Here is a 25,122-nt window from a genome sequence, read left to right as displayed (position 1 = left end):
GATAAAGAAACCTTTGAAGCGTGAGCTTAAGTAGGTGAAAGATAAATGAACGACGTAAAAAAGTACGATATTTCTAAGAACAACGTGAATATGGATGACGTATATATTAATGGGATTAACCCAGACCAAATTAGTGCCGACCAAATAAGCAAGGACGTACAGAATGCTGGGGTAGTCGGCGCAGGCGGTGCAGGATTTCCGACCCATGTCAAACTCTCAGCAAAGGCCGAGCTCGTTATCGTCAATGCCGCAGAATGTGAGCCCTTACTGAAAACCGACCAACAATTGGCAGCACGCCATCCAGAGCTTCTTGTTAAAGGCTTAACCCTAGCCATGAAGGCGACCGGTGCCCAAAAAGGAATCATCGCCTTAAAAGCCAAATATAAGGACGCGATAGCAGCCTTAGAGCCCTATATTACGAACACGAATAACCTAGAGATCGCCATCATGCCGGATATCTATCCTGCTGGAGACGAAGTTATCACCATCTGGTTGACTACGGGAAGGCGAGTCCCTCCGGGTGGAATACCCTTAAACATCGGAGTTGTCGTCAATAACGTCCAGACCCTGATCAATGTAGCAAAAGCCGTCGCTGGAACCCCCGTCACCACACGGACTCTCACCGTCACAGGGGCCGTCAAAGTACCGAAGACCGTCACCGTCCCGATCGGAACCTCCCTGCGCGACGTTCTCGAACTAGCCGGCGGCATCGACCAGGACCTCACGTATCTCAGCGGAGGACCCATGATGGGGACTTTGATCACTGACCTCTCGACCCCCGTGACCAAAACCACCGGAGGATTGATCGGCCTTCCTAAGGACCATCCACTGATTAAGCGGAAAAGCATGACCGTTGAAACGGTCCTAAGAATCGCCAAAACCGTCTGCGAACAGTGCAGTTTCTGCACCGAGCTTTGCCCAAGGCATATCATCGGTCACGAACTCTCTCCACATCGACTGATTCGAGCGGTCAATTATAAAAACATGGGAGACCCGTTACTAGTAACCAGCGCCCTAACCTGCTCAGAGTGTGGCGTATGTGAAGCCTATGCTTGTCCGGTGGGAATCTCACCCCTGAGAGTGAATATAGCCTTGAAAGCAGAGCTTCGAGCCAAAGGCATCAAATATCAAGGGGAACTTGGGAAGGTTGACCCGATGGCTAAACATCGCTTAATCCCATCGTCACGTTTAATGGATCGCTTGAGACTAAGGCCCTGGTATAAGGAAGCTCCTTTATCTTTAGACGTGTATCAACCAGAGGAAGTTACGCTCAAGCTCCAACAGCATATTGGCGCACCTGCAGTACCCATCATCAAAGTTGGAGACATCGTTCAGGTTGGACAACTGGTCGGAGAAATCCCAACAGGAGCACTAGGAGCAAAGGTCCACGCCAGTATCGACGGAACCGTAATCCAGATGACCCCTCAAACCATAACGATACGGAAAGGTGGTGCAGCCAAATGATCCATGCCATAGGGCTGGTCGAATTAACAAGCATAGCACAAGGTATCGAATGCGCCGATATCATGGTCAAAACAGCTGACGTGACCATTTTGGTAGCGAAAACCATCTGCCCTGGAAAGTATATCGTCATGGTGAGTGGAGATGTCTCGGGAGTCCAGCAATCTGTGAACGCTGGCATCGACTTAGGTGCGGAGACCGTAGTGGATTCTTTTGTCATCCCTAATGTTCATCCCTCCATCTTACCAGCCATCGGCAACGCCAACAGGCTATACGACATTAAAGCCCTAGGGATTATCGAGACGTACAGCGTGGCATCCTTAATCGAAGCAGCCGATGCTGCGGTAAAAGCAGGAGATGTGGAGCCAATGCTGATCCATCTGGCCTTTGGAATCGGGGGCAAAAGCTATACCGTACTCACAGGAGAAGTCGCCTCCGTGAAAGCAGCGGTCGAAGAAGGAAGCGCCATAGCCAGTGAAAAGGGCCTCCTCATTCGTCAAGTTGTCATCCCACGACCCGCAAAGCAACTCATCGAAAGCCTGGCATAAATCGAAGTTCGAGGTTCGAAGTTCGAAGTTCGAACGAGGATCACGAACTGGATGCGAAGTACGAGACACGAAGCAAGGGGTTCGAAACAAGGATTACGAACTGGATGACACGAGGCACGAAGTGCGAGGGAATGGAAGCGAGTTTCGAGGCTCGAAACGCCACCTGAACTACGCATCTATTTAATACGAAGTACTAAAGGAGACTAAAACGAGGCGCGAAGCCCAAGTTTGAGCCAGAGATAACTAGTAACGGAAACTTAAAAATCGAGCATCGAGCATCGAACCTCGAGCCTCGATAAGGAGGTGTGCTATGGGACGATTTATTTCGGCGGCCGTATTACGAGATTTGGCTAAGTTAGATAAAAATGTAGTTTTAGAAGAAGATAGTGTTCTAACTCCCTCCGCCAAAGATCTCGCTAAAGAATTAGGGATCACGATTAGCAAAGGGAGACAGGAAATTGTCAGTCGCAGTGTTGTTAGTCAATCGACCGAACCACTGGCGAATCAAAAGTCTAGTGTCAAAGAAGTCAGCGTTTCCTCTGGAAACTCAACAGATGCAGGAAGCCAGAGTGAAGACCTTAAAAAAGCGGTGCAGAAGATTCTGGGTGAGGTGCTCAAACCAGCCTGTGAGAACCCCAAAGCCACTCATGTCAAAGGGGAAACCGTAGTCATCCAGCCTTTTCTGGAAGCTCCTCCAGGGCAAAAGGTGGGACTCGTCGATGTGATCGATTCACGGGTGGGCAACCTTGCCTCGGGTTTTATGACCTTTGATCACTCCAGATTGCCTTGGTTTTTAAATTATGATGAAGTCGATTATGTCATAGAGGGAGAGTTTGTCTTAGAAGTTGAGGGGCAAGTCTTTCGCGCTAAACCAGGAGATGTGGTCTATATTCCTAAGGGAAGCCAAGTGGTTTTTTCCTCTCCGACGTTTTGTAAAGTATTCTATGCTACCTACCCTGCTAACTGGGCAGATTTTTGCGATTAGAGATATTAAATTAAGCTAGGGCTATCTGAACTCTTCCTGAAAAGGAAGAGTTTTTTATGTTGGGCAACAACGGGCACTTGATTGTGAAAGAATAATGGGATTGCATATAGACACAAGGTAAGTTATCCGCAAGTTCCTCAAGCCCTTGTACCACAAGGGTTTGAGGAACTTCTCGTGCCTGCAGATCGTCGAACCCGAGCATCTAAAACGGGGGTTATTTATAAAGATACATTTTCAACAGATGGTCCTAGGGATATTGGTGGAATCTCAAAATTTTATTATATATCACATATTCATTATATAGACACATAATAAATATGTGATATATAATATATTAAGATAAAAATATTAGACTGCCATGCTGTAGGTGAATAATCGAGCTTGGAGGTGATAGCTAATTACTATAAGTTGGGAGCATGGGGAGTTTGGAAACATAGGCTAAAAAATGGGCAGAGATTGACTAGTTGGAGTGAAAGGAGATAAACGATGTCAAATATTCTTATGTTAAAGCCCCTGGCTAACCTCGTGGAAAAAGACTCTAAGCTCTGGGTTCGAGACCTTAACCAAGTTTTCACTGCAACCAACGGTAAGACAACGGCAGCCATAAAAAATGTTAACTTGCAAATTGCAGACCAGGAGTTTGTAGCCATCGTTGGCCCTAGTGGTTGTGGTAAAAGTACCCTGTTGAATATATTGGCAGGATTGATTAAGCCCAGCAAAGGAGAGGTTCTATTAGATGGAATAACCATTAACGGTATATCTTCCCGTATCGGCTATATGTCCCAGGCCGACTCCCTTTTACCGTGGCGTACCGTGCTTGATAATGTAGCTATAGGCTTAGAGATAAAAGGAGTGCCAAAAGCAGAACGCAATTCTGTGGCTAGAGAACTAATCGCTAGGACCGGACTGAAAGGGTTTGAAGATAGTTACCCTTCTGAGTTGTCTGGCGGAATGAGAAAAAGGGTGGCTATCATCAGAATTTTAGCCCTAGATCCAGAAATATTGTTTATGGACGAACCTTTTGGTGCTTTAGACGTCCTTACTAAAGAAATGCTTCAGGATGATATTCTAAAACTATGGCAAGAGACAAAAAAAACCATCGTGTTTGTGACTCATGATTTGACCGAGGCGATCACTTTAGCGGATCGAGTAGTGTTAATGACTTCGCGCCCTTCAACTATCAAATCTGAGTATAATATTCCACTGGAGAGACCCAGGTCAGCCCTGGAAACTCGTTTTGATCCCCAATTCGTCGAACTTCAGAAATTAATCTGGAATGATTTACGGACCGAAGTAATCATGGCGAAAGGAGGAGAATAAGTTGTTGTCCGCTTCTGTTAAGAATAAGGTAACCATTTATAGTTGGCGCATTTTGATCACGACCGTTTTATTATCTATCTGGGAATTGGGAGTCAGATATAAAGCCTTTGATGCTTTCTACATAAGTCAGCCTTCAGAGATATTCAATGATTTAATTACCTTATTCGCTACTGGTGAAGTATTCCCACACATCGCCATCACCATGGAAGAAGCTTTGTTGGGTCTTGTCATAGGAACCATCGCAGGGGTTACAGTAGGGTTCGTACTAGGGAAATTCGAGCCAGTAGCCAAGGTTCTGGATCCAATTATTATGGCTCTTTACGGTATACCTAAGCTGACTTTGGGTCCTTTGTTCATTTTATGGTTTGGCATGGGGATCAAGTCTAAAGTATTTATTGCCTTAATCTCTGTATTTTTTTTGACTTTTTTTAGTGCCTATAGTGGGTTTAAAAACGTGAGTCCGAACTTGATCAACACAGTTAAGCTTATGGGAGCAACTCAGGGTCAGATTTTGCGTAAAATCATTATTCCTTCATGTGTGCCTTGGCTGTTAAACGGTTTAAGAACGAGCCTTGGTGCTGCTTTGTTAGGAGCAATTGTAGGTGAATATATCGCGGCCAACTCTGGTTTAGGTTGGATGGTTAGTAACGCTAGTGGGATGTATAACACAACTCGAGTGTTATCCACGATAGTAATTTTATCGGCTTTAATGGCTATTTTGAATTACTGCGTTACCTTGCTAGATAACCGTCTCCTGAAATGGCGAGTCTCAACCGAATAGATAGAAACTAGGAAACGATAAATATTTAATAATGCCCAGCAGAGTTCTTTCAGATGATCTTAAATTTTTTAGATAATTAAACATCAAATTTGAGTAAAGGGTGAAGTAAAGTGAAAAGAAGCGCAATGGCTATTCTTTTGTTAGTTTTACTACTTGTAACCACGATAACTATCGGTTGCGGAAAATTGAATACGGAGACGGTTTCGAAAACAGTAGACCCATCAGAACTACAAAAAGTGGTTATAGCTCAACCAGGAGGATCGGGCGAATCATGGCTGCCGGTCTATATTGCAAGTTATTTAGGCTATTTTAAAGAAAATGGACTTGATGTTAGTTTTGTCAATTTTGCTGGTGGGCCATTGGTCATCACTTCCCTACTTGCTGGGGACTCACAATTTGCTTTAACTGGGTATGAACAAGTAATGAAGACCAATGAGAAGGGTAAAGATACCAAGATGATTGTTGCCACTTCCGCAAAACATCCTTGGGCGTTCATAGTTTCAAAGGATATTGAAACTATTGCTGATCTTAAAGGAAAAACAATATCTGGCGGGATGGATGGTTCTTCGCCACGTGGTTTTGTTAGAGCAATAGTGAGGCATGGTGGACTGGATCCTAACAAAGATGTCCAATTCATTTCTCTGCCTTCCGGTGGGGAGATAGGTGCCCTGGGAAATGGCCAAATCTCTGCAACTTTTGGTGGCAGCAATATAAAACTTGACTTGCAAAAACGTGGCTATAAGGTGCTCGTAGACCTGGCAGATTCGGAACAACATCAGAAAGTTCTGGAAGCAGATAATTATCCCCTATTTGTTATCCAAGTGACTGAAGATTACATCACGAAAAATCCGGAAAATGTACAAAAGTTTACGGATGGTATAGTGAAAGCGATGAATTGGGTTAACAATCATTCTACGGAGGAGATAGCGAAGGTTGTAGCACCGAAATTCCAAAACATGGATAAGGATATCATTGCAGATATTATTGAAGATACAAAAAAGACCTTATCCTCTGATGGTTATTTCACGCAAGAGGGGCATGATGCAGCGGTCAGACTTTCTATCGATGCTGGACTAATTGCCAAGCCATTATCAATGGAAAGCGTAGTAGATGAATCCTTCTTAAAAAATGCCCATGCTAAGCTAGATGAAAAATAAATTGTGTTAAGGGACCAAATTTTTGACCATTATTTAGCTTTTTCTGAGTGCATGGGATCTTAGGTTCTCATGCAGGAATTAAAGAGGGTTTCATTTGATGATGTTCTAGAGGAGGTATTCTTATGGATTACGACCAACAAACATTTCAAACAGTATGTGCAATGTGCAACGGAATGTGTGGGTTAGAAATAACCATGGAACAGGGTACTATTGTGGGAATTAGCGCACGGAAGGATTCTCTTTCACAGGGACATCTTTGTCCAAAGGGTAAGGCTATTGCTGAAATAGTCCAGGCACCCGATCGTCTTAAGACCCCAGTTAGGAAAACTGGAGATGGCCGATGGCAAGAAATTTCTTGGGATGATGCTCTGGATTTAATCTCTCATAAGCTAAGTGATATTAAAGCCAGATTTGGTGCGAAGGCAGTGGCCGTTCATGTAGGACAGACGGGAGTAAGGAAAGAATTCACTCCATATTTAGAACGATTTTGCAGGGTCTTTGGCACCCCAAACTGTTCATCTTCGGGAAGTCATTGCCATGTTGCGAAAGCAATGGCCAATAGTATCACCTATGGCGCTTTACCAATTCCTGATTACGCGAATAGCGCTTGCATTGTTTTGTGGGGCTCTGATCCTTCAGTGTCCTGCCCGACCTTAATGGAAGATATCAATAAGGCAACGGTCTATGGTGCAAAGCTCCTTGTTGTAGATCCAAGAGTCACTAAATTAGCGAGGAGGGCTGACTTTCATCTGCAATTAAGGCCAGGAACTGACGGAGCATTAGCCCTAGGAATCATAAATGTTATTATACAAGAAAATCTTTACGATCAGGATTTTGTGAATCAATGGACGATTGGTTTTCCAGAACTAACCGAATTAGTTAAACACTATTCTCCATCTAAAGTGGAACAAATCACTTGGGTTCCTGAAGCTAAGGTAATCGAGGCAGCTCGTCTCATTGCGCTATCTTCTTCAGCTTGTGTTACATCTGGGCTCGCTCTCGAACTTCAGACTAATGGTTTTCAGGCCTTGCGTGCCATAGCCATTTTGCAGGCCATCACCGGAAACTTAGATGTCCCCGGGGGCGCTTTGTTTGTGCCACTTGCCAAACTTGCATCTTTAGCCCCGGAGAACACGCTGGAGTCAGACGAACTGGCCATCGGACAAAAGGAATATCCACTTTTTCATGACCACACTAAGCGTGCTCAAGCTAATTTGTATGCTGAGGCTATCCTTACAGAAAAGCCTTATCCGATCAAGGGAATGATTGTCGCCGGTAGTAATCCAATGCTGACTTGGCCCAATACAGATAAGGTTAGGGAAGCCCTAACTAAACTGGAGTTTCTAGTAGTCATGGATCATTTCATGACAGAAACTGCTAAGTTGGCTGATTTGGTGCTTCCTGCGTCAACGTTCCTGGCGCGTATAGAGTTATGGAATGGCGCCAGTATTTATGGCGTACAGAAGCTTGGTTTGTCTCCTCAAGTCCTGGAAGAGAAAGATTGTCTTACAGATTGGAGCTTCTGGAATCAGTTGGCTCAAAAAATGGGCTTTAAGGAAAGTTTCCCATGGGCAAGTGAAGAAGAGGCACTAAACTTTAGGTTAGAACCGCTCGGTTTAAGTGTGGAAAGCTTAAAGCAGTACCCTGAAGGGTATGAATATGGACAGCAAAGAGTTAAGAAATACGAAACAACTGGATTTAAAACTCCTTCAGGAAAAGTAGAGATTTATTGCAAAGATCTGGAAGAACAGGGCTATGAACCCCTGCCTGTTTACAGGGAACCACACTCCAGTCCTCTCTCCATGCCAAAGCTAGCTAGAAAATACCCATTGGTTTTAACAGGAGCTAGAAACGTCGGATATTATCATTCCCGTTATCGAAATATCCCCTCGCTTCGCAAAATGTCGCCCGAACCGCTCGTGGAGATTCACCCCGAACTAGCCAAGATGTATGGGATAGAAGATGGAGAGGAAGTAGTGGTAGAGTCTTGGCGGAGAAAAGAAATTGTTCTTAAAGCAAAGATTACTGAAACAATTGATTCCAGAGTGATCTCTATTCCACATGGATGGAGCGAGTCTAATGTTAATTTATTAACAGATGATCAAACATTGGACCCGGTGACCGGTTTTCCTGCTTATAGATCCCTATTGGCACGTCTTTACAAGAAAGCCGATTGTAAACGTTCTGTTTAGAATGCAGTTACAATGTCAATCGACTAAAGATTCACTAAAAAGCTTGCTAGGTATTGTAAATAAATAACTAGAATGCCTCGGAAGAGGCATGATGGCTATAAACGAGGTGAAAAATGGGTAAGGATAATTTGACATCGGCAGAGCGGATGAAGGCTTTAGCCAATAAGCAAGGCTTGGATAGGGTTCCGGTTAATCCCGGTGTGAGCCTTCATGCGGCATCCATAAGTAATATGTCAGCTAGGGAGTATTATCTAGAACCGGAAAAAGCTTGGCAAGCCCAATTATGGGCAAAGGAACTCTACCAGTATGACTCAGCTCCATCCTATGGAATCCCAGACTGGAGTGGGTGGGATTTCGGGGGAGAACTCCAATTTCGAACCTCTCCCCGAATTTGCTTACCGTCACTAACTAAACATTCCGTAGAAAAACCCATGGATGTCGAAAACCTGCGAGTCCCCAATCTGGAAACCGCTCCTGCTTTTAGCAGAATGCACCAGTTTGCCAGACTAGCTCGTGCCAAGGGTTATTCTGTTTCAATTCCTGGTGGTTCCCCCATGGGGATTGCTGGCACGATTGTTGGACTTGATCTCTTACTACGTTGGTTTCATAAAGAACCTGCGTTGGTACATCAGGTTTTGCGTTTAGCCACAGATTACCTTATGCAAATTGCTGACCAATACATAACAGAGTTTGGGCCAGAAAACTGTTCAGTCTTTTCCACCTATCCGCTAGAGTGTCATGCGTTGGTCTCCCCTAAAGTCTTTGAGAAGTTTAGTCTCCCTTATGTCAAGGAGATTCAATACAAGTTAAGAGCCAGAGGTATAAAAAAATGGGTCTTTCATCTCTGCGGTGATCATACCAAGAACTTGAGCCTATGGACTCAAGAAATCCGCCCGGAACCAAGATCTACCATTACCATCGGACATGAGATGGACATTCAGCATGTAGCCCGTACCTTCGGGGAGGAAATAATTATCGGCGGCAATATCCCAACCACTCTGCTTCAGCTCGGTACTCCCGAAGAAGTTTTAGAGGTAAGCAGGGACATCCTTGAAACGATGAAAAATCATCCCGGCGGCTTTATTTTAATGCCTGCTTGTGCATTACCCCCTCTGACTCCGCCGGTCAATGTTTTTGCAATGCTTAAAGCAGTTACCCTTTATGGTCGGTACAATAGTTAGTTTTAATATATTAAGAGAGTTTTAAGTGATTGTTTTGCATAAAGACACAAGCCTAACTCAATAATCAGCATAAAATATCACCATGTTACAATATATTCTTATATACGACACAGTTCTCCTTATGTTAATATATAAATAAATGGTTATAGCAAGTAATGGAGGGGACATCATGGATAAAGAAACACTATTTCGAGAAATCTCACACGCACTCGTAGAATTTGAATCTGAAAAGGTCGCAGAGCTGGCACAGGAAGCTCTGAAACAGAATATACCAGCCTATACAACTATTACGGAGGGGTTAGTCCCAGGTATGAACGAGGTCAGTAGACTTTATGAGGAAGAGGAATATTTCCTTCCCGAAATCTTGATGTGTTCTGATGCGTTTAATGCTGGACTCGATGTGGTTAATCCCCATTTGGATAAAAGCTCAATGGAAAAACCCATCAAAATGGTGATCGGAGTAGTAGAAGGGGACACTCATGATATAGGGAAAAACCTTGTTCGCATTTTGTCAGGAGCTGCAGGTTTTGAAGTATACGATCTGGGCCGAGATGTACCACTTGACCGTTTTATTGAAAAGGCTGAAGAAGTAGAAAGCGATATGATTTGCATGTCTACTTTGATGACCACTACTATGGATGGCATGAAAACGGTTATTGACCGCTTAAAAGAACGAAATATTCGAGATAAATACAAAGTTCTGATTGGTGGAGGTCCTATTTCCCAAACGTTCTGTGATAAGATTGGAGCCGATCTTTACGCTAACGATGCCAGTTCAGCCGTGAGAAAAGCCAAAGAACTCATGGGGAGGGCCTAACTAATATGTTAATCAGGGAAGATATTTTAACCCCTAAAGAAAGAATGATGGCCCTTTTAACTGGAAAACCTCTAGACAGAGTTATCTGTATGCCCATTGTAACGACCAATACTGCTCAGCTGATTGGCAAAACCGTAAAGGAATTTCAACTTGACGGCAAGGTCATGGCCGAAGCACATATTGCGGGATTTAAGAGATTTGGCTATGATTTAATTTATCTCTTCACGAACTGTTCCTATGTGGCGGAAGCTATGGGTGCCGAACTAGACTATTCTGAGAATGAACCAGCTAACTGTGAAGTTTCCATTATTAACTCTAAGGAAGACTTAAGCAAAATCAAAGTTGCAGAAAAGAATGACGGCCAATTCCCTGTTTACTACGAAGCACTGGAAATCCTGAATAAAGAAGTGGGGGATCAGGTTTTCATTTCCGTTTGCTTTTCTGGACCTGTTTCCACAGCTGCCACCCTGCGGGGTGTTGAAGCTTTTGCCCGCGATACCTACGCAGATCCAGAACTTTGTCATACCCTTTTGAGAATGGCTACAGACAGCTGCAAAAACCTAATTCGAGAAATTTCCAGTTATGGAGCTATGCCTATTATTCTGGAGCCCATTGCTTCAGGTAGTCTTTTCAGCCCCAAGATGTTTGACAAAATCGCCTATCCCTACATTAAAGAACTTGTGGACTTAGCCCATGAGCTCAAAGCCCTTATTCCCCTGCATATTTGTGGTAAGACTCACAAGATTGTGGACAAGATGACCGACACTGGGGCAGATGTGATCAGTCTCGACAAATGTGATTTGGCGATTGCTCGGGAAAAGGTAGCTGGCAGAGCACTCATACTAGGCAATATTGATCCTGCCAACGAACTCCTTTTCGGTCCAGTGGAAGAAATTCATAAAGTCTGCGTTGAGGCACTTGACATAATGAAAAATTATACTCCAGCTTTTGTTCTCTCAACAGGGTGCGAAACGGGTAATAAAGTACCTTTCGAGCATATCCAGGCAATGCTCGATGTGGCTAGGAGCCACGGTTTATATGATTATAAAGAAGGTGAATAATCTTGAACGAAAAAGAACGCTTATTAAGCGTATTGAAAGGAGATCGGGTTGACCGACCTCCCGTTATTTGCCCTGGAGGAATGATGAGTGCCTGCGTTACGGAGTTATCCGATCAAGTAGGAGGCGGCCATCACACTAACGCCAGAGCTATGGTGAGTGCTGCACGGAAAATTAATGAGCTGATAGGCTTTGAAAATTATGGTGTACCGTTTTGCTTAACTGCTGAAGTTGAAGCCCTAGGTGCCATTGTTAACCTAGGAGATAATCTTGTCGAACCTAGAGTCACTCAGTACAATGATCAGTCACTAGAAGCCATCATTGAAAACAACTACCGAGTTGACGTTTCCACTGGCAGGATGGGAGTTGTTTTAGAGGCGGTCAGGGAACTCAGCAGCAGCAATAATGGGGTCCCAGTGATTGGTAATGTCTCCGGTCATATCAGTACAGCCACTTCGGTTGTCGAACCTCTCGAAATGTTTAAAATGTTGAGGTGGGAACCTGAGCGGGCTGCTCGTTTCCTGGCTTTTACTAATGACTATCTTGTCAGATATGCTTTAGAGATGGTTAGGGCTGGTGCTGATGTTATCTCTATATCGGATCCCACGGCCACAGGAGAAATTCTGGGACCACGCAATTTTCAAAAGTTTGCGGTTCCGTTCTATCAGACAATCATCAAGGCTCTTCATAAAGAAGGGGTTCCTGTCATCCTTCACATCTGCGGTAATGCTAGCAATATCATCGATTCCCTCAATCAAGTAGAGGTTAATGCTGTTAGTTTTGACTCAATTGTCAATATGAAAACTGCTCGTAAAGGACTGAAGACAGGGCTTATGGGTAATGTTAATACCCAACTTTTGCACACTGGAGTAAGAGAGAAGATTGTGTCCATCACCCGTAATGCCCTTCATTCAGAGGTGGATATCGTTGCTCCTGCTTGCGGTCTAAGTATGGCTACTCCGATAGGCAATCTCAAAGCCATGACAGATTACGTGAAAGAAGGTTCGTATCATTAACATGGTTAAGGTGCAATTCACCAAGGAGGATATTTCCATAGAAGTTGCCGAGGGAGATCGGCTTTCTGAATGTATTAGGGCAGCAGGTCTAGACTTAGAGACTCCCTGCAATGGGTTAGGTCTTTGCGGCAAATGCCGGGTCAAGGCTTGGGGCGACTTATACCCCGCAGAGGATTTGGAGAGCGTGTTCATCAATGCCCCAGACATCCGTTTGGCCTGTTTGGCTAGGGTAAAGAGGGATGTATGGATCGAGCTTTACTCTAACGTTAACCAGCTTAAGACCATTAATCAAGGCGTTGCGATTGAAGTTGAGGTAGATTGTTCGGTAAAGCAAGTTTTGTTACCACCTCCTGAAAGGACAGCTCAGGCTTACCTGGAAAGATTACCTTATAACCCTAGCTCTGTGGACATTTACCGAAAGGCCGGTAAACTAGAACAGGCCGGAAATCAACAAGTCTATGGTGTTTTAATTGACGACCGCCTTGTTGACCTGGGATCCAAGCCTGGTAAAATCTTGGGAATTGCTTTTGACATTGGGACCACCGGAATTTCCGCTTATCTCCTAGACCTGGCTACTGGGGCAATTCTCTACAAGAGATCCTGCCTAAACCCTCAGACGCAATTTGGGGGAGACGTCTTGTCAAGAATTAGCTACTGTCTAGAAAATCCCCAAGGCATGCTTCAGCTTCAGGAGGTTATCATAGGAAAACTAAATAGTCTGGTGTCAGATCTGATCGGTACAGCCGAAGGAGTGGAACGTGTTTATCAGGTAGTTATAGCAGGAAACACGACCATGCTGCACTTTGTACTTGGTGTTTATCCTGGGTCGATAGCCAAATCCCCTTACCGATCGGTTTTCCTTGAACTGGTTGAACTGAAAGCTAGGGAGGTCGGTATACTTATTTGCCCGGAAGGAAGGGTAACCCTATTGCCTTCAGCATCGGGGTATGTCGGAGCGGATATCCTTGCCGGTCTAGTGGCCACAGCGTTTAATAAAAAAGATCATTCGGCAGTCTTTTTAGATATCGGAACAAACGGTGAAATCGTGGCTAATCTGGGAGGTAGGCTTATTGCTACCTCTACTGCTGCCGGCCCGGCCTTGGAAGGAATGAACATTTCCTGTGGTAGTCGTGCCGAAGAAGGAGCTATAGACACTTTTTTTATAGATGATGAGCTTGAGCTTCATTTTACAACGATAGGAGGCGCAACTCCTCCCAAGGGAATCTGTGGCAGTGGACTTATAGATATAACAGCGGCCATGGTCAAACACGAAATCATCCTGGCCAGCGGGCGCTTTAACCCAAATCTTGACCTCGGGCTAAAAGCTAGGGTAAGAGAAAAGAAGTTTTATCTGACTGAGGAAATTTATATCTCCCAGAGAGATATTCGTCAGATTCAGCTGGCCAAAGGTGCTATTGCTGCAGGGGTAACCCTACTCCTCGAAGAAGTTGGCATTCCTCTCGAAGCCATAGAGGAAGCAGTCATTGCTGGAGCCTTCGGGTATCATATTAATCCTGATAGTCTTCTGCAAATCGGCCTCTTGCCTAAAGGGTTTATGGGTAAGATCACCTTTGTCGGAAATTCCTCAGCGGAAGGCGCCCGTTTGGCTCTTATCAATCAGGGAGTAATGACCGAGATTAATGAATTGAAGAACAAGATAGAGGTTCTGGAGCTTTCCACAAATCCTCGCTTTCAGGACTACTTTGTAAAAGCATTAGGCTTTTAATACAGTCATAATTACAATTTCGTTCATATCAGTGCAACTAGGGCGGCTGCCTTGGCACCAGCCAAGTTTTCTATATACAGTCAGAAGTACAATTTCGGGTCTATATCGGGGGTGTTTCAATGATTAAGGTAGATGTTGTTTCGGGATTCCTGGGTTCGGGTAAGACCACTCTGGTCAAGAACCTTCTCCAAGTTCACCAAAAGGAAAAGGTTGTTCTGATCGAAAACGAATTTGGGGACATTGGCATTGATGGGGAACTGTTGGAAAGGGAAGGCTTTGAAGTATTTGAAATTTCAAGTGGTTGTATTTGCTGTATTATGCAGAAGGATTTCGAGCAAATGCTGACAAGAATTATTAAAGATTTCAACCCGCAGAGGATTATCATTGAACCTACCGGAATCAGTATCCTCAGTGAAATTATCGATATTCTGCGCAAACCGGAATTCGGTTCCCTTCTTCAGATTAACTCCCTTGTCACTGTTGTAGACAGTATTAATTACCTACAACAATGCGAAGTCTTTGGAGAGTTTTTCGAGGACCAGATCACGAATGCCTCGGTCTTGACCTTAAGTAAAAGCCAGCTGGTTGACAGCGAAACTATAGGCAAGGTTATTACTTCCTTGAGAGACTTTAATGAAGATGGGGAGATCATCAGCAAACCTTGGGATGAATTGGATCCAGCGGAATTTGAAAGCCTCCTTGATGCGCAAGTGGACTTGGATCTTAGTGATATCCTTCATACACAGTACAAACCTTGCAGTGAAAATGAATTTGAGACCTTGGCTCTCCAGACTTCCCAGTCTTTTAGCCCTGAGGAACTTGAGCACATCCTTACCCTTCTCAGTCAGTCTAAATATGGTCAGGTTATACGGGGCAAGGGTTTTCTCAAAAGTTATCAGGGTTTCTTGGATTTTAGTTACACTAATGGCCAGTTTATTGTATCGGCGAGTAACTTTAAAACCAGTGGTAAGTTGTGTCTAATTGGAAAAAACCTTAGGGAAAAAGAAATTAAGGACTTATTTAAGGTCAAAGGTGGGGGGTTGTTTAATTGGTTGAAATTCTGATCGACAGCTTCCTAGATGTAATCAAGGTAGTCCCAGTTTTGTTTCTGATCATCCTCTTATCGGACTGGATCACTAGAAAGCTTAATAAAGGAACGCCCTTTTTCAGCCGTGTAGCCAAGTTGGATGTCCCAGGTGGAGCTTTATTGGGAATAATCCCCCAATGTGGTATATCAGTGGCTTTTGCCAAGCTCTACGGGAATGGTTACATCTCCTTGGGTATGCTCATAGCCGTTTTCCTAGCTGGATCTGATGAAGCCCTGATCATCATCAGTGCCCATCCTGATAAGCTCCTGCTAATCTTCGGGATTATAGGGATCAAGCTCTTGGTTGCGATTGGAGCAGGCTTCATAATAAACCTAGTGATCAAGGAGAAGCGCAACCGCCTCAAAGGGTGTGGCATAGATTGCAATTGTCCCAAATGTGGTAAACACAAAAATATGCTGGTCAATAGTCTGGTTCATACCTTAAAACTTACGCTCTATTTGTATGTTACTGTTTTGATAATCGGGACCTTGGCGGAACGGTTCGGTGAAGAGGGAATCCTTGAACTTCTGGGGCGAGATACCTTTCTCCAACCGGTATGTGCTTCTTTGATCGGCATGATTCCTAGCTGTTTTTCGTCTGTGCTCATAGCCGAGGGTTATATCAAAGGGGTCTTGGGTTTTGGATCCCTGATCTCCGGGTTACTGGCTAATACGGGATTCGGTATCCTAGTGCTCTTTAGGGAACTTCCCTTAAAGAAAACCCTCTTGATAATCCTGCTCCTACAAGCCATCAGTATCTTAGTAGGGGAGATGTTTTATTTTACTATTAGATAATGACGTTACTTTCAGAAGAATTTAAACTCTATTTGAAAGCTAGTTGAACTCAGTCAAGGAGCTAGAGCCATCCACGAAGCGGAAATTGTGAGTAATAGAACTCGAACTTCGATTTCTGGCCTCCGGCTTCTGACGACTGACTTCTGATATAGGGGGAATGTTGGATGGACTTTAAATGTACGGGAGACGATTTGGAACAGATTCCGGAAGAGGTGGTTAAAAAAACGGGCATTACCCTGCCAGGAGGCCATTGTAGTAAAAATAGCATGGCACTCCTTGCCACGGAACTGAGGAAACATCACGGGGATGTCATAGCTCGGGTACCTTTCTGCGTAACGGTCGAAGCAGAAGCTTACGGGGCGCATATCAAGCTGGGCAACGCCTTAGCTGGGCCTAGGGTGGAAAGTTACCTTTTTACGTCTATAGAAGAAATGTCCAATCTCCAAGGTTTAGATTTGACTAGGGGTCGCATTAGAGAAGTCCTGGATGCAGTGGGAATTTTGGTTGAAGCTGGGGAGAAAGTGGCTTTAAGTGTCGAGGGTCCCTTTACAATCTTATCTGCCCTAATTGACCCCCTGGATTTTTATAAAGGCCTTCGTCGGGATCCTCTTCGAATCCAGGAAATCCTGACTGTCGTTGAAGAAGGTATCATCCGCTATAGCCTTGAGGGTATCAAAAGGGGTGCCTCGATTATTTCTTATGGAGACCCGGTTGGAGCTATGGGCATTATTGGACCTAAGGTCTATCGGGAGTATAGCGGCCCTTCAAGTTGGAGAATTATTAAAGGAATTAAGGAAACTGGTGAAAAGGTGCTTCTTCATCTCTGCGGTAAGACTTCAACGGCACTAGAAAAACTGGAGATGCTTAGATCTTATCCTATAGAAACTGACGATGCTTTGACGTATGGTCAGGCACTGTTAGGGCTGCTTAACAAGACCACTGGGCCGATTGTGATAGGGCATAGATGTATTAAAGGAAGTTTAAATAAGATGAGTCAACCGGTTCTTTGGGGAATTGAATTAAAATAAGGCAAGTACGTAATAATAGTTGTTTATGTGAACATGAAAAGTCTAAAGTCAAGGTCTGTAAAAAACTCTTCATACAAATGAAGAGTTTTTTTATATACCAAAAAGGAAAATTTGCGAAGCTCAACTATGTGAAAAATACACCGATATTATTAAATACATACATTGGACATGGTACTTAACCTGGATTACTCTTTGCTTAACGTTCTTTATTTCTCATAAATACTAATCTGGTTCTTTAAGAATGAGAAGAGATGCTAAATAAGAACTATCGTACAAACCTTGAGGATCGAAAAAACAATAGCTTACCTCTTACCTCTTACCTCATGCCTCATGGCAGAAGTAAGAGGTAAGAGGTAAAGGTAAGATATTTATTAGACAAAAAAGTGTAAGGTACTCCTGCTTATAGGTATTTTACACTTTTTTTGTGCAAAAAACATAAATTTTGACATAAACACTCAATTAAAAAATTAATTATTTAGTTGACTACTTATTTAATAATTAGTATAATAATAAATAATATTAAGGAAATCTGATACATATATTAAGATGAATTTACTAAGTAAGATGCAAACAAAGTGAGAGGAGAGGGGATGATGAGTATTGATAAAAATGGATAGGTGTTATGCATTTAAATAATGAAAAATACGTTAAGACATTATACTAAATAATGGGGGTGGAATGATGACTGAACTCATCTTGTCCAGATTACAATTCGCGGTGGTCTCGTCTTATCATTTCTTATTCGTGCCATTGACCCTGGGGTTATCGGTTTTGGTTGCGATGATGGAGACTTGGTATGTGCGGACTGGAAATGAAACGTACAAAAAGATGACTAAGTTTTGGGGAAAGTTATTTCTTATTAACTTTGCCATGGGTGTTGTGACTGGGTTAGTTCAAGAATTTTTATTTGGAATGAACTGGTCCGAGTATTCCCGGTTTGTCGGGGATATCTTTGGAGCACCTTTGGCCGTTGAGGCCTTAGTAGCTTTCTTTATAGAATCGACATTCTTAGGTTTGTGGGTTTTTGGCTGGGATAAATTGCCTAAAAAGGTGCATGCCCTTACTATTTGGCTTGTGGCAATTGCCGCCAATGTGTCCGCACTCTGGATTTTGATTGCCAACTCCTTTATGCAAGAACCGGTCGGGTATATTTTACGTAACGGCCGGGCGGAAATGACCGATTTCATAGCCTTAATTACTAATCCACATGTTTTTTATCAGTTTCCGCATACCGTGTTGAGCGGATTTGTAACCGGGGCATTTTTTGTCATGGGAATTAGCGCTTACCATTTGTTGAAAAAGAACCATCTGGACGTTTTTCGGCGTTCGTTTTATATGGCTGTAATTTTCGGGTTAATCAGTGCCTTCGGAGTCGCAGGAGTAGGGCATTTACAGGCTATACATCTTGTGCAAGTGCAACCCATGAAAATGGCTGCCGCTGAGGCTCATTGGGAGACGGAAAATCCGGCTGGGTTATTATTATTCGCCTCCATCGATGAAAAAGGACAGAAAAACACCTCTGAGCTTAAAATTCCGGGCTTGTTAAGCTTCCTTTCATACAATAGTTTTACTGGGGAAGTAAAAGGAATTCATGAGCTTCAGGCTGCTGCAGTCCAGCAATATGGGCCAGGCAACTATGTTCCACAGGTAACTTCATTGTTCTGGAGTTTCCGGATTATGCTGTTGGCTGGAATGTGGTTATTGTTGATCCCGCTCCTCGGACTTTACTTCTATAAATCGAAGCGCTTAGAGCAAAAGACTTGGTTCTTGAAAATTGTACTCTGGACGATTCCCATACCCTATATTGCGAATACCGTGGGTTGGTATATGACTGAAGTTGGACGTATGCCTTGGATCGTTTATGGATTACAAAAAGTTGAGGCAGGTCTATCCACCTCAGTTTCGGCACTTTCCATACTGATCACCTTTATCGGTTTCACTCTGATTTATGCAGTTTTGGCGGTAGCGGACGTTTACCTCTTGCTTAAGTATATTAAGCAGGGTCCGGAAGAGGTTAGCACGGAAGATTCGCTGAAAAGTGGAATAAAGGGGGCGTCGTTGTGGACTTAAACATCCTCTGGTTCATACTCATAACCGTCTTGTTTGTTGGCTTCTTTTTTCTAGAAGGATTTGATTTTGGAGTAGGGATTCTGCTTCCTTTCCTAGGGAAAAATGATTCAGAACGTCGCGTGATCATCAATACCATCGGACCGGTCTGGGACGGGAATGAGGTCTGGATGATTACAGCAGGTGGGGCAATGTTTGCGGCTTTTCCTAATTGGTACGCGACTTTGTTTAGTGGTTTCTATCTCGCTTTGTTTCTGGTGTTGTTCGCTTTAATTATCCGTGGTGTTGCCTTTGAATTTCGCAGCAGTGACAGCGGTCCTCGATGGCGCAGGACATGGGATTGGATGATTTTCACAGGTAGTTTCCTGTCTGCTCTTCTTTGGGGTGTGGCCATGACGAACGTGGTTAAGGGAGTTCCGATTGATGCCAAAATGCAATATGTAGGAACCTTCTTTACCTTACTCAATCCTTATGCTATCGTTGGCGGTCTAACCACACTGCTGGTCTTCATGCTGCACGGTGCCTTGTATCTCAACTTAAAGACTATCGGTGAGATGGCTGAGCGGGCGTCGAAGACTGCCAAGAAGATTGCCTTAGTTGCCATCCCGGTTGTTCTCCTGTTTGCGGTATTAACCTATTTGCAAACAGATCTGTTTGCAAATCTGGGAGCTGGTATTACTTTGCTAGCAGCAGGGGTAACCCTTGTCGTTGCCTATGTTTTGATTCGTTCTAATAAGCCAGGCTGGGCTTTTATTTCGAATGGTTTGACAATTCTTTTGTTTACTGTTTCCTTATTTTGGGGACTCTTCCCACGAGTGATGGTTTCTAGTCTCAACCCAGAGTGGAGTCTAACCATCTATAATGCTTCATCAAGCCCGTACACTTTGAAAATCATGACGATAATCGCTTTAACTATGGTACCGATCGTTCTTCTGTACCAAGGGTGGACTTATTGGGTTTTCCGTAAACGTGTTACGGAAAAAAACCTTCACTATTAAGTTAGTTTCCTTTAGAATAAGGGGCAAGATACGTCTTGCCCTAAATTTTTTTGGTTTTCGATAATAGAAATTTGGTACCCGATCCCCTCCAGATCTAGCCAGAGGAAGTTTTTTAGATTGACAGTGTCTAAGATAAGAATTGCGTCTATGTGCACAGTCGACGACGACATGAAAGTTAAGAAACGTCCCACTGTGCATATCTTGCATAACTTGAGAGCAAGTCAAGTTATGCAAGATATGCAAGATATGCAAGTCGAGAACCGTCGTCAACTTGCGGACAAAAATGCAAGTTAGTGCAAGTTAGGAACCGTCCCCAACTTGCGTGTGATGCTAGGAGATGAATCAATGTTCGATAAGAGATTAGTTCGAGAGGGGAGACCCGTTTGGGGGTATCTGATGCTAACGGTTGGGCTGGGCATGGGGATTGCTTTGCTGGCTGTCGCTCAAGCTTGGTTTTTATCGCGGGTCGTTGCTGGGGTATTCATAGAAGGGGCTACCTTTAGCTCAGTCTGGACGTTTCTATTGATCATGCTCGGGATCATCGTGCTGCGAGCAGTTTTTCAATGGGTCAGTGAAATTAGCGCTCATGAAGCTGCTTTGCGCATCAAGACAAGTCTGCGTAAACGTTTAATGAGCCATATTGTCTCTTTAGGACCTGCGTATGCTCGGGGGGAAAGGACTGGAGAGTTAATCACAACGGTGGTGGATGGGATCGAATCTCTCGAGGAGTACTTTTCCAAGTACCTTCCTCAGTTACTTCTGGCTGCAGCAATACCCCTGCTTATTTTAGGATTTGTGTATCCCTTAGATTGGAAATCTGGCATAATACTTCTCATTACAGGACCGCTGATTCCCGTTTTTATGATTCTGATCGGAAAGCTGGCTGAGCAAAAATCGCTTCAACAGTGGCAAAGTCTAAGTTGGATGAGCGCCCATTTTTTAGATGTTTTACAGGGGATGGCGACTCTCAAAGTCTTTGGCAGGGCTAAAGACCAAACACGAGTGATTGAGAGAGTCAGTGATTCGTTTCGTAAAACCACACTAAGTGTATTGAGGATTGCCTTTTTGTCAGCACTAATGTTAGAGTTCTTAGCCACGATTAGCACAGCCATCGTTGCCGTAACCATTGGCTTAAGGCTAGTCTATGGTACTCTCTCTTTTTCTACGGGGCTATTTCTCTTGCTTTTGGCACCCGAATTTTACACTCCATTAAGAACACTCGGCATAAATTTTCACGCGGGGTTGTCTGGGATGAATGCGGCGGGTCGGATCTTTGAGATTCTGGATCTTCCGTTGATGAGTGGAGAGGAGCACCGTGATCAAACGTTATCCTCTGATTTTCACATATCCCTTCAAAATGTTAGCTTAACCTACCAAGCAGAAGCAGGAGATGCACCAGCCTTAAAAGGTATCAACCTATCTATATTTCCTGGTGAAAAGGTTGCTCTGGTCGGTCCTAGTGGTGCAGGAAAAACGTCGATTGCTCAGATTTTGCTTCGCTTTATAGAGCCTTCCACGGGGGATGTTTTTGTGAACGGACAATTACTCAAGACCACTTCGCTTAAAAATTGGCGAGAACAAATTGCCTACGTTTCCCAGACCCCCTATCTGTTTGCCGGGAGCATCGCGGAGAATATTCTCTTCGGCAGGCCCACAGCAACAATTGAAGAAGTTAGGAGTGCTGCTCATGAGGGGTCAGCCCATGAGTTCATTTTAGATCTTCCTGACGGTTATGAGACGCGTCTTGGAGAAGGAGGAACTCGCTTAAGTGGCGGACAGACCCAAAGAATTGCCATCTCTCGAGCTATACTGAAAGATGCTCCTTTACTCATTTTAGATGAAGCAACCTCTTCTTTGGACCCCGACAGTGAGTACGCAGTTCAGCAAGCCTTGAAGAGACTGATGCAGGGAAAGACCGCTTTAATCATTGCCCATAGGCTAAGTACTGTTCGTCAAGCGGATCGAATTCTGGTGTTAGAGGAAGGGCAGATTGTAGAACAGGGTAATCACGAGGAATTAATCAGAGAGCAAGGGCTCTATTGCCGACTGGTCTCAGAATATCGAGGGAAATCCATATGAAAAGTATGACTTGGTTAATTGCCTTGATGTTACCTTACTGGCGGAGAATTCTGCTGGCTTTGCTTTTAAGTACGCTTACGATCACGAGTCATATAGGCCTGATGGCGACGTCTGCCTATCTTCTAGCCCGAGCTGCCCTTCATCCCCCGATCTTAGATTTAATGGTAACTATCGTCGGAGTTCGATTTTTTGGACTCTCCCGGGCAGTCTTTCGTTACTTAGAACGCTATGTCTCCCATGACGTGACGTTTCGGGTCTTAAGCCAAATTCGCGTGAAGTTTTATCAAAGCTTAGAACCTCTCGCCCCGGCTCGGTTGTTAAACTTTCGGAGCGGAGACTTGCTCAGTCGGATTGTTGCGGACGTAGAAATCCAGCAAAACCTTTTTTTGCGAGTTTTTGCACCAACCTTTGTTGCGCTACTAGTTCTTTTGGGGTATGGACTTTTTGTAGCCCGTTATGATGTACGGTTTTCTTTCATACTTGCCGCCTGTTTTCTGGTAGCGGGGCTTGGGATACCGTGGGCAATAAAAGGTCTGAGTCAAGGAGTAGGGCATCAGTTAGTCGATCTAAAAGCAGAGCTGAATACACAAGTTGCCGATAGCCTTTTGGGAATTACGGAATTAGTGGCCTATGGTCAAGACCAAGCGCATTTGGCTAAAATACAGCGAACAGAGAAGCAATTGATGGATCAACAGCGCCGAATTGCCTGGCTTACTGCACTTTCTTCTGCCCTAACGGGGATGATCGCCAATCTAGGTCTGTGGCTCGTCCTTGTTCTCGGGATAATACTCGTGGAAAAAGGTAAGTTGAACGGAGTGAACTTAGGGATGTTAGCTCTGGGGACCTTCAGCAGTTTTGAAGCCCTATATCCTTTGGCCCTTGTCCCTCATCATCTGGAACAAAACCGTACCGCTGCGGATCGCTTGCTGGAGTTGATCGAGACTGAACCAGCCATACCAGAGGATGGCACAGATTCTCCCCAACCGAAGGAATTGGATATTTCCTTCCAAGACGTAAGCTTTAGGTATGACCAAGACGAACCATGGGTTTTAAATCGTCTGACGTTTCGGATTCCCCAACAAGGTAAGGTAGCGATTGTTGGACAGAGTGGCGCTGGCAAAACTAGTATCGTGAACCTGCTTCTTCGTTTTTGGGAATACGACGAGGGGAGAATTGACTTGGGTGGGTATTCTATACGGGAGTACCCTCAGGAGGGTGCTCGAGGTTTCTTGGGAGTCGTGACCCAGCGAACCCATATTTTTAATGCAACGTTTCGAGAAAATCTCCTCTTGGCGAAACCCGAGGCTACGGATGCAGAACTAATTGGAGCAGCTCAGCAGGCTAAGCTGCATGATTTTATCCTGTCAACGCCCCAAGGGTATAACAGTCTTGTTGGGGAAGGGGGATTTAAATTATCAGGGGGACAGAGACAGCGTTTGGCCATTGCTCGAGTGTTGTTAAAAAACGCCCCTATCTTAATACTCGATGAAGCCATGGCTGGACTTGATCCTTTGACCGAACGAGAAGTCATGAATGAAATCTATCAACTCATGGAGGGACGCACCACATTAGTGATAACGCATCACCTTCCCGGATTAGAGAAAATGGATGAGATTCTCGTACTCGACAAGGGGCAGATCGTTGAACGGGGAAAGCATGAAGAGCTACTCCGACACAATGGGATCTATCTTAAGATGTGGGAGACGGCAACGATCTTTAATTAGGTTCTATATGTTCCTAGCAATCTTATAGATAGTGTGTAGACCCGATCAAGCAATTCTTCAATCGATTTTTGATTGTATTAGTTTTCGCTCTCCATTCCTTGTTCCAAGATTAAGTCTGCTTCATTACCAGGAAGTGTTTGAACATTTTTTAGCTTTCGTACAATCGTCCGTGACTTTCTAGTTGCAGTATCGATGGTGTTACTTGCTTCTTGGAGTTTTTTCTGCGTTTTCTCCAGTACTTCTACAAACTTGCCAAATTCTGTTTTAACGGCGCTCAGTAAGTTCCAAACTTCACTGGAGCGCTTTTCTATTGCCAAGGTTCTAAAGCCCATTTGGAGACTATTTAAAAGTGCCGCCAATGTAGTTGGCCCGGTAATCACAATTTTATACTCCCGTTGGAGAATTTCACAAAGACCAGGACGGCGCAGCACTTCAGCATATAATCCTTCGACAGGTAAGAATAAGATACCAAAATCAGTCGTGTTAGGGGGATCAAGATACTTATCACGGATGGTTTTCCCCTCTAGTTTGATTCGTTGTTCTAAGGCTTTACCCAGTTCTTCGATCCGTGGCAGATTAGCTTGGTCTTGTGCTTCGACTAAGCGTTCATAATCCTCCATTGGAAATTTGGCATCGATGGGAAGCCAAATTATATTGTCCTGTCCGTCCCTAGCGGGAAGTTTGATAGCAAACTCGACACGATCGTTGCTGCCAATTTTAGTGATGACATTCGAGGAGTACTGTTCGGGTGTGAGAATTTGGTCCAATAAGTTGCCTAGTTGAATTTCCCCCCACATACCCCGCGTTTTTACATTGGTTAGTACTTTTTTTAAGTCGCCGACTCCAGATGCTAGGGTTTGCATTTCTCCAAGCCCTTTGTGCACAGCCTCCAAGCGATCACTGACCAGTTTAAAAGATTCTCCAAGGCGTTGTTCAAGTGTAGCACTGAGCTTTTCGTCCACAGTGGAGCGCATTTGGTCTAATTTCTGACTGTTATCCTGTTGAAGGAGTAGCAGGCGTTCTTCAACCGTTTTGCGCAGGTGTTCTAATTTTTGTTCATTCGTTTTGGTTAAAGATCCTAACTGAGTTGCGAAAATATCTA

21 protein-coding genes are annotated in these 25,122 nt (G+C 44.1%); 20 read left to right on the top strand and 1 reads right to left on the bottom strand.

The genetic code is table 11. The annotated features are described in order from the left end of the window. The first annotated feature begins 90 nt into the window (after window positions 1–90). The 20 genes from JL57_RS17000 to cydC all read left to right on the top strand — a co-directional run bounded on the left by JL57_RS17000 (window position 91) and on the right by cydC (window position 24,020). Window positions 91–1,464 (top strand): 4Fe-4S dicluster domain-containing protein, encoded by a 1,374-nt coding sequence (locus tag JL57_RS17000; protein WP_291300202.1) that lies wholly within the window; start codon window positions 91–93, stop codon window positions 1,462–1,464. Continuing rightward, a complete protein-coding gene (locus JL57_RS16995) occupies window positions 1,461–2,009 on the top strand; it encodes a BMC domain-containing protein (RefSeq protein ID WP_034143206.1) in 549 nt (182 codons plus the stop codon). The genes JL57_RS17000 and JL57_RS16995 overlap by 4 nt, the downstream gene beginning before the upstream one ends. 310 nt (window positions 2,010–2,319) lie before the next feature. After that, entirely contained in the window at window positions 2,320–2,994 is a 675-nt protein-coding gene (locus JL57_RS16990; RefSeq protein WP_034143205.1) for a cupin domain-containing protein, read from the top strand. A gap of 486 nt (window positions 2,995–3,480) precedes the next feature. Next, window positions 3,481–4,314 carry an ABC transporter ATP-binding protein gene (locus tag JL57_RS16985; RefSeq protein WP_291300201.1) on the top strand — a complete coding sequence of 278 codons (834 nt, stop codon included), beginning with the start codon at window positions 3,481–3,483 and terminating at the stop codon, window positions 4,312–4,314. Between the two features lies 1 nt (window position 4,315). Continuing rightward, window positions 4,316–5,095: an ABC transporter permease gene (locus JL57_RS16980; protein ID WP_291300200.1), complete on the top strand. Its 780-nt coding sequence runs from the start codon at window positions 4,316–4,318 to the stop codon at window positions 5,093–5,095. A gap of 110 nt (window positions 5,096–5,205) precedes the next feature. Further along, window positions 5,206–6,252, top strand: coding sequence for an ABC transporter substrate-binding protein (locus JL57_RS16975; RefSeq protein ID WP_034143204.1), 1,047 nt, complete (start codon window positions 5,206–5,208; stop codon window positions 6,250–6,252). A gap of 122 nt (window positions 6,253–6,374) precedes the next feature. Continuing rightward, entirely contained in the window at window positions 6,375–8,444 is a 2,070-nt protein-coding gene (locus JL57_RS16970) for a molybdopterin-dependent oxidoreductase (RefSeq protein WP_034143203.1), read from the top strand. 113 nt (window positions 8,445–8,557) lie between these two features. Beyond that, complete coding sequence (locus tag JL57_RS16965) at window positions 8,558–9,625, top strand: uroporphyrinogen decarboxylase family protein (RefSeq protein WP_034143202.1); 1,068 nt, start codon at window positions 8,558–8,560, stop codon at window positions 9,623–9,625. A 169-nt stretch (window positions 9,626–9,794) separates the two neighbouring features. Continuing rightward, the gene (locus JL57_RS16960) at window positions 9,795–10,442 is read left to right on the top strand and encodes a corrinoid protein (protein ID WP_034143201.1); all 648 of its coding nucleotides are present in this window, start codon (window positions 9,795–9,797) and stop codon (window positions 10,440–10,442) included. A gap of 5 nt (window positions 10,443–10,447) precedes the next feature. After that, window positions 10,448–11,503, top strand: coding sequence for a uroporphyrinogen decarboxylase family protein (locus JL57_RS16955; protein ID WP_034143200.1), 1,056 nt, complete (start codon window positions 10,448–10,450; stop codon window positions 11,501–11,503). 2 nt (window positions 11,504–11,505) lie between these two features. Beyond that, a complete protein-coding gene (locus tag JL57_RS16950) occupies window positions 11,506–12,516 on the top strand; it encodes a uroporphyrinogen decarboxylase family protein (protein WP_291300199.1) in 1,011 nt (336 codons plus the stop codon). A 1-nt stretch (window position 12,517) separates the two neighbouring features. Then, entirely contained in the window at window positions 12,518–14,242 is a 1,725-nt protein-coding gene (locus tag JL57_RS16945) for an ASKHA domain-containing protein (protein ID WP_034143198.1), read from the top strand. A gap of 119 nt (window positions 14,243–14,361) precedes the next feature. Continuing rightward, window positions 14,362–15,306, top strand: a complete 945-nt coding sequence (locus tag JL57_RS16940; protein ID WP_034143197.1) for a GTP-binding protein — start codon at window positions 14,362–14,364, stop codon at window positions 15,304–15,306. Next, window positions 15,291–16,124: a putative manganese transporter gene (locus JL57_RS16935; protein ID WP_034143196.1), complete on the top strand. Its 834-nt coding sequence runs from the start codon at window positions 15,291–15,293 to the stop codon at window positions 16,122–16,124. The genes JL57_RS16940 and JL57_RS16935 overlap by 16 nt, the downstream gene beginning before the upstream one ends. A 164-nt stretch (window positions 16,125–16,288) precedes the next feature. After that, the gene (locus JL57_RS16930; RefSeq protein ID WP_034143195.1) at window positions 16,289–17,152 is read left to right on the top strand and encodes a uroporphyrinogen decarboxylase family protein; all 864 of its coding nucleotides are present in this window, start codon (window positions 16,289–16,291) and stop codon (window positions 17,150–17,152) included. 681 nt (window positions 17,153–17,833) lie between these two features. Then, the gene (locus JL57_RS16925; protein ID WP_034143194.1) at window positions 17,834–19,222 is read left to right on the top strand and encodes a cytochrome ubiquinol oxidase subunit I; all 1,389 of its coding nucleotides are present in this window, start codon (window positions 17,834–17,836) and stop codon (window positions 19,220–19,222) included. Then, the gene (cydB, locus tag JL57_RS16920) at window positions 19,213–20,217 is read left to right on the top strand and encodes a cytochrome d ubiquinol oxidase subunit II (protein ID WP_034143193.1); all 1,005 of its coding nucleotides are present in this window, start codon (window positions 19,213–19,215) and stop codon (window positions 20,215–20,217) included. Before JL57_RS16925 ends, cydB begins: the two co-directional genes overlap by 10 nt. 117 nt (window positions 20,218–20,334) lie before the next feature. Continuing rightward, window positions 20,335–20,511 (top strand): hypothetical protein, encoded by a 177-nt coding sequence (locus tag JL57_RS34690; protein ID WP_291300198.1) that lies wholly within the window; start codon window positions 20,335–20,337, stop codon window positions 20,509–20,511. A gap of 51 nt (window positions 20,512–20,562) precedes the next feature. Next, window positions 20,563–22,296, top strand: coding sequence for a thiol reductant ABC exporter subunit CydD (cydD, locus tag JL57_RS16915; RefSeq protein WP_034143192.1), 1,734 nt, complete (start codon window positions 20,563–20,565; stop codon window positions 22,294–22,296). After that, on the top strand, window positions 22,293–24,020 hold the full coding sequence (gene cydC, locus JL57_RS16910; RefSeq protein ID WP_034143191.1) for a thiol reductant ABC exporter subunit CydC: 1,728 nt from the start codon (window positions 22,293–22,295) through the stop codon (window positions 24,018–24,020). Before cydD ends, cydC begins: the two co-directional genes overlap by 4 nt. 77 nt (window positions 24,021–24,097) lie before the next feature. Here cydC and rmuC read toward each other — a convergent pair. Then, on the bottom strand, window positions 24,098–25,122 hold a 1,025-nt coding region (gene rmuC, locus JL57_RS16905; protein WP_034143190.1), incomplete at its 5' end, for a DNA recombination protein RmuC.

The sequence above is a fragment of the Desulfosporosinus sp. BICA1-9 genome (genome assembly GCF_000802135.1).
Note: the sequence above shows the minus strand (reverse complement) of the source record. Positions and strands in the feature narration are given on the sequence as shown.

Bases quoted from the DNA above. Each gene is read 5' to 3' on its own strand.
- JL57_RS17000 (WP_291300202.1), top strand. From the start codon at position 91: ATGGATGACGTATATATTAATGGGATTAACCCAGACCAAATTAGTGCC.
- JL57_RS16995 (WP_034143206.1), top strand. From the start codon at position 1,461: ATGATCCATGCCATAGGGCTGGTCGAATTAACAAGCATAGCACAAGGT.
- JL57_RS16990 (WP_034143205.1), top strand. From the start codon at position 2,320: ATGGGACGATTTATTTCGGCGGCCGTATTACGAGATTTGGCTAAGTTA.
- JL57_RS16985 (WP_291300201.1), top strand. From the start codon at position 3,481: ATGTCAAATATTCTTATGTTAAAGCCCCTGGCTAACCTCGTGGAAAAA.
- JL57_RS16970 (WP_034143203.1), top strand. From the start codon at position 6,375: ATGGATTACGACCAACAAACATTTCAAACAGTATGTGCAATGTGCAAC.
- JL57_RS16965 (WP_034143202.1), top strand. From the start codon at position 8,558: ATGGGTAAGGATAATTTGACATCGGCAGAGCGGATGAAGGCTTTAGCC.
- JL57_RS16960 (WP_034143201.1), top strand. From the start codon at position 9,795: ATGGATAAAGAAACACTATTTCGAGAAATCTCACACGCACTCGTAGAA.
- JL57_RS16955 (WP_034143200.1), top strand. From the start codon at position 10,448: ATGTTAATCAGGGAAGATATTTTAACCCCTAAAGAAAGAATGATGGCC.
- JL57_RS16945 (WP_034143198.1), top strand. From the start codon at position 12,518: ATGGTTAAGGTGCAATTCACCAAGGAGGATATTTCCATAGAAGTTGCC.
- JL57_RS16940 (WP_034143197.1), top strand. From the start codon at position 14,362: ATGATTAAGGTAGATGTTGTTTCGGGATTCCTGGGTTCGGGTAAGACC.
- JL57_RS16930 (WP_034143195.1), top strand. From the start codon at position 16,289: ATGGACTTTAAATGTACGGGAGACGATTTGGAACAGATTCCGGAAGAG.
- JL57_RS16925 (WP_034143194.1), top strand. From the start codon at position 17,834: ATGACTGAACTCATCTTGTCCAGATTACAATTCGCGGTGGTCTCGTCT.
- cydD (WP_034143192.1), top strand. From the start codon at position 20,563: ATGTTCGATAAGAGATTAGTTCGAGAGGGGAGACCCGTTTGGGGGTAT.
- cydC (WP_034143191.1), top strand. From the start codon at position 22,293: ATGAAAAGTATGACTTGGTTAATTGCCTTGATGTTACCTTACTGGCGG.